A 13,871-nucleotide genomic window follows, 5' to 3' on the forward strand; every position below is an offset into this window, starting at 1 on the left:
AAGACCCCGGTCTTTCCACCCATAAGCAGGCTCCAAGACGGATTTATGAACCTGCCGGACCGATCCTGGAGCGCGTCATCTTCCTATGGAACCGAATCGTTTTGTCTTTTGTGCTGAAATTCCCGATTTCAGGCAGCGCGAGGCAAAGCCGATTGAAGGCCACTTGCTTTAGTCTCTGCGCAAGGTGTTGAGAAAGTTTTCACAGCCGGACCAGAGCAGCTGGTAGACATCTTCAAATCCGCCTGGGCCGCCATAATAGGGGTCCGGCACATCTTGTGCCGGAGTGTCGAGCAGCAGGCGGAGATCCGCCCCGGTGCCGGTGTCCAGGGCCTCCAGCGTTGCCAGATTGCTGCGGTCCATGGCCAGGATTGTGTCGAAATCGCCGAAATCGGTGGCAGCGATCTGCCGGGCCCGCTGGGTGGAAATGTCGATCCCGTGCTGAGCCGCCACCTGGATGGAACGGGGATCCGGTGGCTTGCCCACGTGCCAGGGGCCTGTGCCGGCGGAGTCTATGCTGAGCGCACCGGCAAGCCCGGCGGAACCGGCCTGAGCCCGAAAAATGCCTTCTGCCAGGGGGGAGCGGCAGATATTGCCAAGGCAGACAAACAGAATTCTCTGGGGCATTGTTTTCTCCTGGTCCTGGCTACGTTGCGGCAAAGGTGTTGTGTTTTCGCGGGAAAGGCAATGGCAGGGCGGGAGGCGCGCCTTCGCCCGTCGCCTTCGCCCGTCGCCTTCGCTCTGTCATCGCGATAGGATAGGTCTCTATCAATTGTGATTGATATGCGGCTGCGGTCGGCAACAGATTACAAAACGCAGCCCCCATTTTGAGGAGGACACCCATGGCCGAACGGCTGAAACCGGAAGAACGGGCAGCGGGGCTCTCAGCCTTGCCTGACTGGAAACTGTGCGACGGGCGGGAAGCAATTTTCAAGTCCTTCAGGTTCCGCGACTTCCGCGAAGCCTTCGCCTTCATGACCCAGGTGGCGCTGGTGGCGGAAAAGATGGACCATCATCCGGAATGGTCCAATGTCTACCGGACCGTTGACGTGACGCTCGCAACCCATGATGCCGGTGGCCTGAGCTGCCTGGATCTGGAACTGGCCCGGGAGATGAACCGGATCGCTGGTCAGGGCTGAGGCTTTCGCAGGGCGGGCGGCGTCAGCTGCCCTTGGCCAGTTCGAACCGGTGGCCAAAATCCGTGCGTTCTCCAGAGACCAATATGTGGCCGTTCTCCTGGCAGAAATGGGGGATGTCGATTTCTGCCATCGGATCTGTTGTCAGCACAACCAGCCGGTCCCCACCGGACAGGCTGGAAAGGGCTTTGCGGGTCTTGAGAACGGGAAGCGGGCATTTCAGGCCCTTCAGATCCAGCACTGTTTCGCTCACGGGGTTGGCCTTCTGCATTCCTATTGGCTTATTGAAAACCGCGTTTCATCGGATTTGCCTTTCGCTTCTTGAAACCAGAGGTTTCAGCGCGCGGGGCGAAACGATTTGACACCGGATGACCGCGGCACGCTTCAAGCGCTGAAAAATATTCCAGAATGTGACGGATTCCAATTGTTTAAACTTGATAAAAGGGTCAAACTTCAAACGAAAATCAAAAGCCGCTTCCGTAGAGCGTGTTGCGCGTTCTTGCAAAGTTCTGTTTTGGAGGAGGTGATGACATCTGGGATGTTGAAAGTTCTGGTTGCAGGTGTCCTTGTTGGACTGGCCTGGCTGATACCAGCTTCTGCTGCCCCCAATGAAATACGTATCATCGCCCAGAATTTTGCTCCGCTCCAATGGAACAATAACGGTGTGCCGGACGGCTATGTCACCCATTTCATCGAAGCTGCGGTCGCGGGAGTGAATGAGCACTACCCGGTGAGGGTCAGGTCTTTTGAGTTTCTGCCCTGGAAACGGGCCATGCTGCTGGCGGAAACCGAGCCGGATGTGATGTTCTTTTCCATCTCCAGAACGCCCGACCGGGAGGACCGGTTCCAATGGCTGGGAGAGGTGTCCCCTTACGGGCAATATCTGTTTCAGCTGTCCTCCCGTCCCGGGATTCCGGTCGAAACCCTGACTGATTTATTGGATCTCGACGTCAAGATCGGTGTTCAGGACGGCAGCAACGTTCAGACCTATTTTGCCACCCTCGGCCTGGACGCAAAGGGACGGCTGATCCCGGTCATCAATTATCAGCAGGGCATCGAGATGCTCTATCATGGCCGGATCGATCTCCTGCCCCTCACCGGATTTCTGGCCCAGGCGTCTGCCTGCAGACAGGGTTATGATGGCCGCCGTCTGCAGCCGGTTGTGTTTATTGAGGCCCTGGCCAAGCCGCTTTGGGCGGTGTTCAGCAAAGGGACCGATCCGGTGCTGGTGGAGGCTTTCCGCTCCGAGATGGCCCGGTTGACGGAAAATGGTCTGAAGGGCGAGCTGACACAGCGTCATCGCAGTGCCTGGCTGGCCCAGGCCTGCCAATAGCCAACCCGCTAAGGTGACTTTTCCTGCCATGCATTTGGGAGTAACTGTTAAGCCTCTTCTGTTCAGGCAACTCACAGACCCCCGGAGCCCCCATGACTGATGCTCTCCCGATCTCCCCGCAGGATGTGCTCGATTTCTGGTGGCGGGCCGGAGCGGCCAAATGGTTTGCAGGGGACGAGACCTTCGATGCCGAATGCAGCAACGGTTTCCGCAGTGCTGTGCAGGAGGCCCGGGCCGGGGCGCTGGATGGCTGGGCAGAGACGGCGGATGGAGCCCTGGCGCTGATCCTTCTGCTTGATCAGATGACCCGCAATATTGACCGTGGCACGCCGGATGCCTTTTCGGCGGATGCCAAGGCGCTCGCCCTTGCTGAAGCGGCTCTGGAGCGCGGCTATGACCGGGCCTTTCCCCTGGATGTGCGCGTTTTTTTCTATCTGCCGTTCGAGCATTCGGAAAACATGGCCCATCAGGAGCGCGCGGTGGATTTGTGCCGGCAGCTGGGCAATACGGAGTTTTACCACTACGCCCTGATCCACATGGATGTGATCCGGCGGTTCGGCCGCTTTCCCCACCGCAACACCGTTCTCGGGCGCGTGTCGACGCCGGAGGAAACCGCTTACCTCCAGACGGGCGGGTTTTCTGCCTGACGGTGAGTGAGCCAGTCCATTCTGTGGCTTTTTCAGAAAATTGCGGCCGTTCAGATGGCCGAAATGGGGCGCTGCCTTTTTTCTGAGCGGTTGCCAGGCAAACGATATGCCCTATTTTTGGGCTTCTGCTTGTTTTTTGTCTATTTTTTATGCGTTTTCAAGTTTTGGGCACAGGCCGTCTCTCAGGCTTAACGCCGCTTTTTTTGGCTGCTTTTGAATAATAGTTTGAAATTATTACATTTTTCTCATGGCTCCTGCCATTTGGCACGGTCCTTGATTAACAAAGGGCGACGCCGCGCCGGTTTTCCAGGCCCAGGCGGTCTTGCGACCTGAAAAATCCCTTCCAGAGGGGACTCCATAACAACAGGCGCAATGCTGGCGCGGACGGCTGGCTTCTTCGAAGGGAAGGGGCGCAAAAAAGGGGAATGGTACGAGCAATGAAGATAGTGATGGCCATCATAAAGCCGTTCAAGCTCGACGAAGTGCGTGATGCCCTGACCGGCATCGGCATCCAGGGTCTGACGGTGACCGAAGTGAAAGGCTATGGCCGCCAGAAGGGGCACACCGAAATCTACCGCGGGACGGAATATGCGGTGAGCTTCCTGCCAAAGCTGAAAATCGAAGTCGCTGTCGACAGTTCTGCTGTCGAACAGGTTATCGAAGTCATCTCCGGTGCGGCCAAGACGGGTCAGATCGGAGACGGCAAGATTTTCGTTCACTCGATCGATCAGGCTGTGCGCATCCGCACGGGCGAAACAGACGCCGAAGCTCTGTGATTTAGGTAAGGAAACGTATCATGAAAAAACTAGTCGCAAAGAGCGCGGCGACACTTGCCCTGTTGAGCCTGTCGGCTCTTCCGGCCTTCGCTCAGGACACGGAAACTCCGGCTGTTGCTCCGGAAGTTGCTTATATCTTCAACACGCTGCTGTTCCTCATGGGCGGCTTTCTGGTCATGTTCATGGCCGCCGGATTTGCCATGCTGGAAGCAGGCCTTGTCCGGTCCAAGAACGTCTCCATGCAGTGCCTGAAGAACATTGTGCTCTACTCTGTGGCAGGCATCATGTTCTGGATCACCGGTTACAATCTGATGTACACCGGCGTTGACGGCGGCTTTATCGGCTCCTTCGGCCCGTATTCGTTCGATCCGGTTGGTGGCGACGCCCTCGATACCGGCTACTCGACCGCCTCCGACTGGTTCTTCCAGATGGTCTTTGTGGCGGCAACCGCTTCCATCGTGTCCGGCACCGTGGCCGAGCGTATCAAGCTGTGGCCTTTCCTGATCTTCACCGCGGTCCTGACCGGTGTTCTTTACCCGATTTCCGGCTCCTGGCAGTGGGGTGCTGGCTGGCTCTCCGAAATGGGCTTCTCCGACTTTGCCGGTTCCACGATCGTTCACTCCGTTGGTGGCTGGGCGGCTTTGGCCGGTGCCATCATTCTTGGCGCCCGTAAAGGCAAATACGGCGCTGACGGCTCCGTGCATCCTTTCCCGGGATCTTCCATGCCGCTGGCAACCCTCGGCACGTTCATCCTGTGGCTCGGCTGGTTCGGCTTCAACGGGGCGTCCCAGCTTGCCATGGGCTCCATCGGTGACGTGACCGACGTCTCCCGCATCTTCGCCAACACCAACATGGCCGCTGCTGCCGGTGTTGTGGTTGCTGTCATCCTGACCCAGGTCCTTTACAAGAAGGTCGACGTCACGATGGCTCTGAACGGCGCGCTGGCCGGTCTGGTCTCCATCACGGCCGAGCCGCTTGCTCCGAGCATGTGGCAGACCCTCCTGATCGGTGGCGTTGGTGGTGCAATTGTCGTCTTCGCTGTGCCGATGCTCGACAAGCTGAAGATCGACGACGTTGTCGGCGCTATCCCGGTTCACCTTCTGGCGGGTATCTGGGGCACGCTCATTGTGCCGCTGTCCAACGATGGTGCGTCCTACGGCACGCAGATCATCGGGATTGTCTCCTACGGTGCCTTCACCTTTGTGGCCAGCGCCATTGTCTGGTTCGTCCTGAAGGTCACCATCGGAATCCGGGTTACCGAGGAAGAAGAAGCCCTCGGTCTGGACAAGGCCGAAGTCGGTGTCGAAGCCTATCCGGAATTCGGTACGGGCTCCCAGCGTCTCTGACCAAAGAGACGCGGAGAATATCTCCCAGGCGGTCTTTTGGCTCAGACCGCAAACTGGAAACCCGGGGGCAACCCCGGGTTTTTTTGCTTGCCGCAGGCTTGCCCCGAAAGAAGAGCAGCGCCACCCCAGCTGCCGCTCTCTCAAGAGAGGGCTGAGGCAGTTCCGAAAGGTGAGGGAGAGGGGGCAGGTTCGTGAGACCGGTCTATCACCGCGCCTCAGGGTGTCTTCCCCGGTTCGAGCGGGGACCCACGCGCCTGTCCAAAGAGCATTCTCCATTTTGTGTCAAAAGCTCGTGTGAGCGGCATGTCCGGCCTTACGGCGTATCAGGACATGGGGACGCCACCCTAGCGGGCCAAGCCGGATCAAACCGCTAGAGCATCGTGCGATCAGTTTGCACCATTTGATGCTGAAAAGCAGATCATTCGGCAAGGCACCTTGCGCAGCGCGATCCGCCTCCTCAGCAGACAAAGCAGATCCGGTTAAATGGTGCAGACTTGTCGCACGATGCCCTAGCTCTGAACATGAGGGTCTTTATTTTCAAAAACGCGCGCAAGCGCCGTCTCTAGGGCTACGCGGTTTCCGTGTTCCCAAGAAGCAGTCCGGCCAGATTGCCGTGGCTGTCAACGACCTTGTGGGCGCCCGCGTCCAGAAGCTGCTGTTTGTGGGTGGCATGGCTGTGGGCGCCGCCGACAAACCCCCACACCGTCATGCCGGCCGCCAGTCCGGCCTTGACCCCGTTGGCGCTGTCCTCGATCACCAGCGTGGTGGCCGGATCCGCGCCGAGTTTGGCGGCGGCAAACAGGAACAGGTCCGGGGCGGGCTTGCCGTTTTCGACCTGCTCGCCGGAATAGATATGGGGCGCGAAATAGTCGTGCAACCCGGTGTGCTGAAGCTTGTGAATCAGCCGGTGCAGGCGGGAGGACGAGGCAACGGCCCTCGGTCCCCGATGGACCTCCAGAAACTGCTTGATGCCGGCGATTTCGGACAGCTCGGTGTTGATCCGCTCAAGGGTCGCCCGATCGAGATCAGGGCCGAAACTGTCCGGCAGAGGCCCTTTGCCAAGGGCGGTGTAATCGGCTTCGATGGCTGCCCAGAAATCGGTACTGCCGAGCCCCTGGAACCGGTCCATATAATCGTCCAGGGCATAGGCCAGGCCGATCCTGGCCAGATGCTCCCGTTCCACTTCCACATAGATCTTTTCTGAATCCACCAGAACGCCGTCGCAATCGAACAGGATCGTCTCAAATACCATGCAGATAGTGCCTCCTTCACGTCTTTGGCGAAATCCAGGGCCGCTGTTTCCGTCCAAAACCGAATCCTAATGTGGTGGAATTGAAATACGCCTGATTTGCGCAGCGCGCGCCGTGGCGTATTTCATTTCCGAAAACCACACTAGAAACATAAGCTTTCTAGTTCCCCTCATGACTCTGAAGTTTGTTCTGAACGCGCTGGAAAATGAGACGCACTTCAGATTCGGGTGACTAGGGCGTGTACTCATAAACTGAAGGGTAGCGACGACAGGCGTCAAACGTCCAGATCAGCAACGCGGACAGGACCGTTCTACTTGACTTTGATCGGTTTGCGCATGGTGATAGATGTCGGTCGATCAAAACCGTCGTGTATGCTTTCTCCAGTCTTAACAAAACCAAGACGCCGAAAGGTCTCGTGATTTTCAATCAGCTCAATTCTAGTTTCCAACTCCAATCCTGATAAACCACGTGATCTTGCGCGCTGTTCAGCCAAATCAACCAAGCTCCTCGCAAGGCCCCGCCCCCTCATATCTTCTTGCACGGCAAGTTTGCCAATGTAGAGGTATTCACTCTTTACGCTAAGAAACACACAGGCGCTTGGTCGTTCGCCAATCGCCCAAATTTCCCCCTCGCTGCATTGATCCTGGATTTTTTCAACTGTCAAACGATGCATTGAAGATGGCGGGTTGATGCGCGGCTCCATAAAGGCAAAGGTGCGCTGTATCAATTCCAGAATGCTCGGAATTGAGGGGCAATCAGCAGTTACTCTGACGGGCAATAAGTCTTCCATTTTGGCTCCAACATCAAAAAATCAAAACGGCTTGGCCAATAGCTCTACCGCACAAGTCAAAAGTGTCAAGTTGGCTAGAATTAGTTACCTCGCGTTGCTGCCTTTGTTGATCTTGAGGCAAAGCAACCATTGAAATTCAGCATGTTGGCGTGATTCAAGCTCCAAAAGGAGTCTTGTAAATGAGATACGCCCTTTCCGATTTAGAATGGCAGTCGATCGCGCCAGTCCTTCCCCACAAATCGCGAGGTATCCCTCGGGTGAATGACCGGCGAGTCCTTAACGGCATATTCTGGGTTTTAAGGTCAGGAGCGCCTTGGCGCGACCTACCCGAACGCTACGGCCCTTACACCACTTGTTACAATCGCTTCGTACGATGGCGTCGTGCGGGAGTTTGGGATTGTGTCCTCACCGCTATCTCTCAGCGGAGCGTTGCTGAGGTTCAAATGATAGACAGCACAATTGTCCATGCTCACCAACACGCGAGTTGCGTCGCGAACCATAAAGGGGAGGGCTTTGGTCGTTCGCGCGGAGGTTTAACTACCAAGATCCACGCCGTTGTCGACGCGCATGGATTACCAATAAATGTCGCAATTACTGGCGGACAGCAGCATGACAGTGTCGCGGCCTGTGCTATGCTCGAAGGCCTACCCAGCGGCGGTTTGGTTCTTGCAGACAAGGCTTACGATGCAGCTGAGATAAGAGCTTTTGTCAATTCACGTGGTGGCTGGGCGAACATCCCACCACGTCGGAACCGACGGGACCCAATCTGCTTCAGCCCGTATCTATACCGCCAAAGAAATCATGTTGAGAGGTTCTTTAATCGGATTAAGCATTTCAGGCGCATTGCTACGCGATACGAGAAGCGCGCTGACAACTTCCTAGCGTTCGTAAAGCTTGCTGCCATTCGGCTCTGGCTACGAGTTTATGAGTCCACAACCTAGTGTGAGCCGTCAAATAACCCTTTAACGACCTGTCTTTGAAAGAAGATGACAAGAAGGGACGGCGGGACAAGAGCGAGGATGGCAAGCATCATGCCGGGGAGGCTGGCCTGGCCGAAATACTGCATGCCACGCACCAGCGTGTAGGTCTCTTCCCGGGAGGTGACCATGACCGGCCACAGATACTGGTTCCAGCCATTCACGAAGAGGACCAGGAACAGGGCCGCTGCGGTCGGTGCTGACAGGGGCAGGAGAATATCCTTGAAGAATTTGAAAGGACCGGCGCCGTCCAGGCGGGCGGATTCCAGCAGCACATCCGGCACAGTTCTTAAAAACTGCCGGAAAAACAAGGTGCCCAGGCCGGAGGCCACCAGAGGAAGGATCAGCCCGGCCCGGGTGTTGACCAGGCCAAGCGCCGCCACAACGTCATAGGTCGGCAGGAAACGGGATTCCAGCGGCAGCATCAAGGTCAGCAGCAACAGGGCGAAGATCACGCTGGCGCCTTTCACCCGGAAATAGAGCAGCGCATAGGCGGTCAGCAGCGACAGCGCGGTTTTCAGTGCTGCAAATCCGGCACCGAGCACAAAGGAATTCCAGATCATGCCCGCAACTGTCACATCCCCGGAAAACCCGGCGCTGGACGCCAGAAACTGACCGTAATTGCCGAAAGCGGCCGCCCCCAGATCGAAACGCGGCTCCAGCGGGGTGCCGGGCGCTTGGGTGGTGGCGGCAAAGATCGCGTAGACCGGCAGGCACATCACAAGAGCACCGGTCATCAGAATCAGATGATCAATCACTTGCGCGGGCCATTTGGGGAAAGGCGGCATCAGAACGAAGTCCAGTTGGGTGTGGCAGCCTGGACGGGCATGTGCTCATCAGGCTTGCTGGTCGGGCGCGGGGCGGACGCGGTTGCCCCAAATCAAGGACCGACCATACCGGAAAGTATCGTCTTGTGAATGGGGTGGTGCCTGAAACCAGCCCTGACGATTTGTTTCCAACCCAGGTGCGTCCGGAGCGCTACAGAACCCATTCGGCCTTCATGCTTCTTTGATACTGATAGCGCAGCAGCCATTTGGGAAGAACTTTCAGCATTAGGTTCCGCCGTTTGAAGGCGCTGGTGCTTTGCGGAACGTACCATCTGGCGAGTTTGCGGCTGCGCGCCTGCAGGCTGTCGATGGCCGGGCGCATCTGCTGTTCATACAAAAGGACCGCGTCTTTGGGCGCATGGTCGCGCAATTTGTCGGCGAGGATCTTCGCGCCCGTCAGCGCCATACCCGCCCCTTGTCCGGACACAAGGCTCAACGCGTGCGCCGCGTCGCCCAGAAGCACGGCCCGGGAGGCTGACCAGGTGGGCAGAACGGTCATGGACAGGGTGTCGACAACAAAGGTCTCACCGTCTGCTTCGGCCTTCGAAATCAGTCTGTTGATTAATGGATGCACACAGGAAAACGCCTCCTTCAGGTGCGCGGGGGCGTGCCTTGGGTCCAGTTTGCCGCTGTCCGGGCTGTTCCACACCAGAAGCGTGAGTGTGCGGGACGGCGTGATGCCATAGACCTCAGCCATATGGCCGGGCGCAATATAGGACTTCAAGATGGTCTGGCTGGCGTCCTCGTGCTGCGTTTCGAAAAGAGCGAATCGGTATCCCAGGCTTTCGGTTGCCATCGTCTGGCCGGGGAACATGAGGGTGCGCAGCCTTGAGCGCATGCCATCGGCCCCGATCAGAAGATCTGCTTCGGCAGCGCTGCCGTCCGACAAATGCACGGCGATCCTGTCTTCTGTCTCCTCAAAGGACATGACCGACGTTCCAAATTCGATCGGGCTGTTGTCTTCGACCAGGCCGGCCAGAACCTGGACGAGATCGGAACGCCGTATCATGACAAAAGGCATGTCACCGATGAGATCGGTGTGTTTCAACCGCAGGATTTCCTGGCCGTTTCGGTCCAGGCAAATATTCTCGCACGCCTGCCGGGCGAAGGGCTGTAACTGCTCGAAAATGTTCATCTCCTCGAGGGCTTTGTAGCCGGGACCCGACAGGCCCATGAGATGGCCGCCAAAGCGCAGGGACGGTGCCTTTTCCAGAAGGCGGACAGACCAGCCGTTGCGTGTCAGCCAGAAGGCCGCGGCCAGTCCGGCTACACCGGCTCCGGCAATCACTGCGTTACGTCGTTTCATCTTGAAAGGCCTTTTTGAGCAAATCGCGGTTCACAGGATTTATCTTTCGCTGCCTGACGTCAGAGAGACCGGGGGTGAAAGACGATACGGTTTGGATCCTCAGGTCTCCTGCACGCACTCGTCTGAGCGGATGCGGTTAAGAAGAAGAGGAAGGGTGACCAGGGCCAGGAGGCTTGCGGCGGCTGCCAGGGCGAAACTGGCCGGGTAACCGGCCGCCTGGGCAATCTGTGCTGCGGTCACGCCCAAGACGGCTGCCGTAAGGGCGCCGGCCGACTGGAAGAGGGAAAAGTCCACCCCGGCTTGTTTCAACGACGCCAGATCCATTGTGACTGAATAAACGGACACAAAGCCAAAGGCGCTGATCACCATGCTTAAGAGCATGAGCCCCGCCACAAGCAGAAGCGGGGCGTCCCCAAATGCCGCCGCAGCCAGAACCAGCAGGGTCGCAGTTTGCAAAGTGACTGCTGTTTTCACGGCGGCCGGGGCACCGAATCTTGCAACGGTTATCCCGCCCAGGAGGGTCCCGAAGAGGCCTGCTGCGGCTCCTCCGGCGCCATTGAGCACCCCAATCCACGCCAGGGGGGCTCCCTTGTCGACCAGGTAAAGGCTCATCAAGGGCATGACGAGGCGGATGCCAAGCTCAAACAGAATGCTGATCAGGAGGCCCAGGCGGACCTTTGAATTGCGCAACGCGCTCCGTAGGCTGGGCCGCTCTGAAGGTGTCTCTTTTGAGGGGGCTGCGGCCCTCTCTGGCGGGGTCAACAGAAAGAGCAGCGTTCCGAGGGTCACGACAAGACACAAGGCCAGGGTGGCCACGGTCCAGCCGGTTTGGGCCACGAGAACGAGAAACAGGCCGCTGCCCAGAACGAAGCCGGTATAGCCGCCTCCGACCTGTGCGATGTTGCCCAGAGCGCGCAGGCGGCCTGGGAAATTCTCGATTGTATAGGCGTCACAGGCGATGTCCGTGCAGGTGGAGGCGAGCGCCATCACCGTCAGCGCTGCCGCCAGAACAAAAACGGCGTTCAGCTCTGACAGGGCCGCCACCGCCATTGCGGCAATGGCCGCAGCCTGACACCAGAGGATAACCACCCGGGTTCTTCTGGCCCGCTGAGAGGGCTGGCGGATGCGTTCCACCACAGGCGCCCAAAGAAACTTCAGACCCCATGGCAGCATGAGCAGCGACACCAGGCCGATCAGGCCAAGCGAAACACCCTCTGTTCTGAGCACCGAAGGCAGCCCCACAAAGGTGAACCCGCCGATCAGGCTCTGGACAGTATAGATACCGGCAATCGCCGGAAAGGTTCTGGCGAGCGGGGCAGCCGGTTGCGTGAGCTGAGACATGTTCAGGGGCCTCGCTTCAGAAGGTCATGTTCAAAGACAGACCGAAGGTTCTTCCCTGGGAAACCGTCGAGCGGATGTCTCCGCTTCCAAAGTCAAAGCTGGAGGTTCTATAGAGCTCGTCGGCGATGTTTTCGACAAACAGGCTGGCGGAAATTTGGTTTTCCAGGGCCACATCAAGTCCGGCGTTAAAGGTCGTGACAGCGTCTTGCGACAAGGTGTTTGCCTCGTCGAAATACTGTTTGCCGGTGAAATTGGCACTGCCATAGACAGACATGTCGCCGTCAAACCATTGCTGGTCCAGAAAATACCGGATCTCCGCGCGTCCGGTTACGTCCGGTGCGTAGGGCAGATGATTGTCATCATAGGTTTCGCCGGTGAGCGGATCCGTGAAATCGGTGAAGATCGACCGTCCCGCATTCAAGGTCCCGCTGAGCTGGAGGCTGGTCACCGGACGCCACAGGGCGCTCAGTTCCACGCCTGAACTGGTGGCTTCCCCCGCATTCTGGATGACCTGGGAGCCAACCGGGCCCACATAGATCTGTTTGTCGGTGGAGATGATGTGATAGGCAGCCGCCGAGAAGGTTACGGCGTCCTGAAAGAGACTTCCCCTGGCGCCAATTTCAAAGTTCCAGGCGGTTTCCGGATCATAGGAGGCGCTGTCCGCGCTTGACGAGACCGCATGGTTGAATCCGCCCGGCTTGTATCCGCGCGAGGCAAGGCCATAGAAATGAAGGCTTTCTGTTGCGGAATAGCCAAGTGAAATCTTTGGTTCGAAACCGACAAAACTGTCTGAGTTTGTGAACGCGAAGCCATAGCCGTTGCTGTAGATATCGGCCCGGTCAAAATCGATGGAGGACCGGTCATAGGACAGCCGGCCACCGGCCGTGACATCAAATTTGGGTGCAAATTGCCAGCTTGCCTCGGCGAACCCGGCCAGGCTGTCGGTTTCAACAATATTTGCAGACGGGCCGTAAAAGCCGGAATAGCCGTCTTCATCAACGCGCTTGAAACGGTCGTGCTGATAGAAGGCCCCCGCCAGCCAGGTGACGGCCCCACCGGCATCATAGGCGGCGCGGATCTCCTGAGACAGGGCAAGATCCGTTTCCGTGAAGGGCAGTACAATGCCACCGCTGACAAGGTCGCGTTCCGACTTTACATCCTGCACCGTCGATATGCCGGTGACCGTGATATCGGACAGGTGCCAGTTCCACTTCGCCGCGCCTGTTGCTGTTGTCCGTTTCAACAGGGGATAGGGGCCATAGCGCGACTGATCATAGGTCCGCGTATCGAACGAGCCATCCGGCAGGTAGAATTCCTCGCGTGTGTAAAGGCGTTCAAACGAGCCGGAAAGGTCTGCATCGAAAGCGCTGCCAAGGGGCCGGTAGCGGAGCCGACCGCGGACCAGCACATCACTGGACCCGTTGATATTGCTTTCGCCGGTCGAAATGTTGTCCAGTTCGCCCTGATAGAGGTCCCCTGCAACAGACGCGTCAAGAAACAGGGTGTCCGGCACAACAGGCAAGGTTGCTGCACTGTGGCCAAGCACCTTGTTGTTGGTGATTGTCACGCCGGTGCTGAGGCGCTGCCGGTCTGGCGACCTGGTCACAATATTGATGACCCCGGCGAGTGCGTTGCGCCCGTAAAGTGTTCCCTGCGGCCCTTTCAGGAACTCGACCCGCTCAATATCGGCAAGCGGTTGCGCAATGGCAGATGGCTGCTGGGGTATGCCGTCAATATAGACCTGTACGGCGGGGCTGTAATAGTCCGGTGAACTGATGCCCCGGACGGTGAAATTCGCAAAGGCCCGGTTACCCCGAGTGCGGATCACCAGTCCGGGAAACACCTTTTCCAGATCCCCAACGGTCTGGACATTTGCGGCCCGCAAGTCGTCTCCTGTCTTGACCGCAATGGCGCCGTCAAACGTCTGGATGTCTTCCTCGATTTTGCTGGCGGTCACTGTGATGGTTTCAAGAAGAATGCTCTCTTCCGCCGCAGCTGGACCGGCGCAGGCAAGGGTCAGGCCACAGCCCGCGACTGATGACATGAGACCCCGAAATATTAGTTTACTGGCCACGTTGACCGTCCCCGTGCTTAAACTTGACTATATTACTCATGTATAATAGGTGGCGGGTGGCGTACTAACAT

14 protein-coding genes are annotated in these 13,871 nt (G+C 57.8%); 6 read left to right on the plus strand and 8 right to left on the minus strand.

The window, feature by feature from the left end:
• Positions 1–168: 168 nt before the first annotated feature.
• On the minus strand, positions 169–624 hold the full coding sequence (locus tag ACXAH0_RS18950) for a low molecular weight protein-tyrosine-phosphatase (RefSeq protein ID WP_475194160.1): 456 nt from the start codon (positions 622–624) through the stop codon (positions 169–171).
• 215 nt (positions 625–839) lie between these two features.
• Here ACXAH0_RS18950 and ACXAH0_RS18955 point away from each other — a divergent pair, with 215 nt between their 5' ends.
• A complete protein-coding gene (locus tag ACXAH0_RS18955; protein ID WP_475176102.1) occupies positions 840–1,136 on the plus strand; it encodes a 4a-hydroxytetrahydrobiopterin dehydratase in 297 nt (98 codons plus the stop codon).
• Positions 1,137–1,158: 22 nt separating this feature from the next.
• Here the strand turns inward: ACXAH0_RS18955 and ACXAH0_RS18960 are convergent, their stop codons facing one another.
• A complete protein-coding gene (locus ACXAH0_RS18960) occupies positions 1,159–1,386 on the minus strand; it encodes a sulfurtransferase TusA family protein (protein ID WP_475176104.1) in 228 nt (75 codons plus the stop codon).
• 273 nt (positions 1,387–1,659) lie between these two features.
• On the opposite strand from ACXAH0_RS18960, the gene ACXAH0_RS18965 reads away from it, so the two are divergent.
• From ACXAH0_RS18965 to ACXAH0_RS18980, 4 genes are all read left to right on the plus strand, one after another.
• Positions 1,660–2,466 (plus strand): substrate-binding periplasmic protein, encoded by an 807-nt coding sequence (locus tag ACXAH0_RS18965; protein ID WP_475194161.1) that lies wholly within the window; start codon positions 1,660–1,662, stop codon positions 2,464–2,466.
• A gap of 92 nt (positions 2,467–2,558) precedes the next feature.
• Positions 2,559–3,113, plus strand: coding sequence for a DUF924 family protein (locus ACXAH0_RS18970; RefSeq protein WP_475176112.1), 555 nt, complete (start codon positions 2,559–2,561; stop codon positions 3,111–3,113).
• Positions 3,114–3,538: 425 nt separating this feature from the next.
• Positions 3,539–3,889: a P-II family nitrogen regulator gene (locus ACXAH0_RS18975; RefSeq protein ID WP_475176117.1), complete on the plus strand. Its 351-nt coding sequence runs from the start codon at positions 3,539–3,541 to the stop codon at positions 3,887–3,889.
• A 20-nt stretch (positions 3,890–3,909) separates the two neighbouring features.
• Positions 3,910–5,235 (plus strand): ammonium transporter, encoded by a 1,326-nt coding sequence (locus ACXAH0_RS18980; protein WP_475194163.1) that lies wholly within the window; start codon positions 3,910–3,912, stop codon positions 5,233–5,235.
• Positions 5,236–5,803: 568 nt separating this feature from the next.
• Here ACXAH0_RS18980 and ACXAH0_RS18985 read toward each other — a convergent pair.
• The gene (locus ACXAH0_RS18985) at positions 5,804–6,487 is read right to left on the minus strand and encodes an HAD family hydrolase (RefSeq protein WP_475194166.1); all 684 of its coding nucleotides are present in this window, start codon (positions 6,485–6,487) and stop codon (positions 5,804–5,806) included.
• A 308-nt stretch (positions 6,488–6,795) separates the two neighbouring features.
• Positions 6,796–7,275, minus strand: coding sequence for a GNAT family N-acetyltransferase (locus tag ACXAH0_RS18990; RefSeq protein ID WP_475176128.1), 480 nt, complete (start codon positions 7,273–7,275; stop codon positions 6,796–6,798).
• Positions 7,276–7,454: 179 nt separating this feature from the next.
• Here ACXAH0_RS18990 and ACXAH0_RS18995 point away from each other — a divergent pair, with 179 nt between their 5' ends.
• The gene (locus ACXAH0_RS18995) at positions 7,455–8,216 is read left to right on the plus strand and encodes an IS5 family transposase (protein WP_475194167.1); all 762 of its coding nucleotides are present in this window, start codon (positions 7,455–7,457) and stop codon (positions 8,214–8,216) included.
• On the opposite strand, the gene ACXAH0_RS19000 is transcribed toward ACXAH0_RS18995, so the two are convergent.
• The 4 genes from ACXAH0_RS19000 to ACXAH0_RS19015 all read right to left on the minus strand — a co-directional run bounded on the left by ACXAH0_RS19000 (position 8,213) and on the right by ACXAH0_RS19015 (position 13,770).
• A complete protein-coding gene (locus tag ACXAH0_RS19000; protein ID WP_475176133.1) occupies positions 8,213–9,010 on the minus strand; it encodes a carbohydrate ABC transporter permease in 798 nt (265 codons plus the stop codon). The two genes, ACXAH0_RS18995 and ACXAH0_RS19000, sit on opposite strands and share 4 nt — an antisense overlap.
• A 220-nt stretch (positions 9,011–9,230) precedes the next feature.
• Positions 9,231–10,385: an FAD-dependent monooxygenase gene (locus ACXAH0_RS19005; RefSeq protein WP_475194170.1), complete on the minus strand. Its 1,155-nt coding sequence runs from the start codon at positions 10,383–10,385 to the stop codon at positions 9,231–9,233.
• Positions 10,386–10,484: 99 nt separating this feature from the next.
• Positions 10,485–11,726 (minus strand): MFS transporter, encoded by a 1,242-nt coding sequence (locus ACXAH0_RS19010; protein ID WP_475194173.1) that lies wholly within the window; start codon positions 11,724–11,726, stop codon positions 10,485–10,487.
• 16 nt (positions 11,727–11,742) lie between these two features.
• On the minus strand, positions 11,743–13,770 hold the full coding sequence (locus ACXAH0_RS19015) for a TonB-dependent receptor (protein ID WP_475194175.1): 2,028 nt from the start codon (positions 13,768–13,770) through the stop codon (positions 11,743–11,745).
• Between the last annotated feature and the right edge of the window lie 101 nt (positions 13,771–13,871).

The sequence above is a fragment of the Roseibium sp. AWQ4_290 genome, from assembly GCF_056160985.1.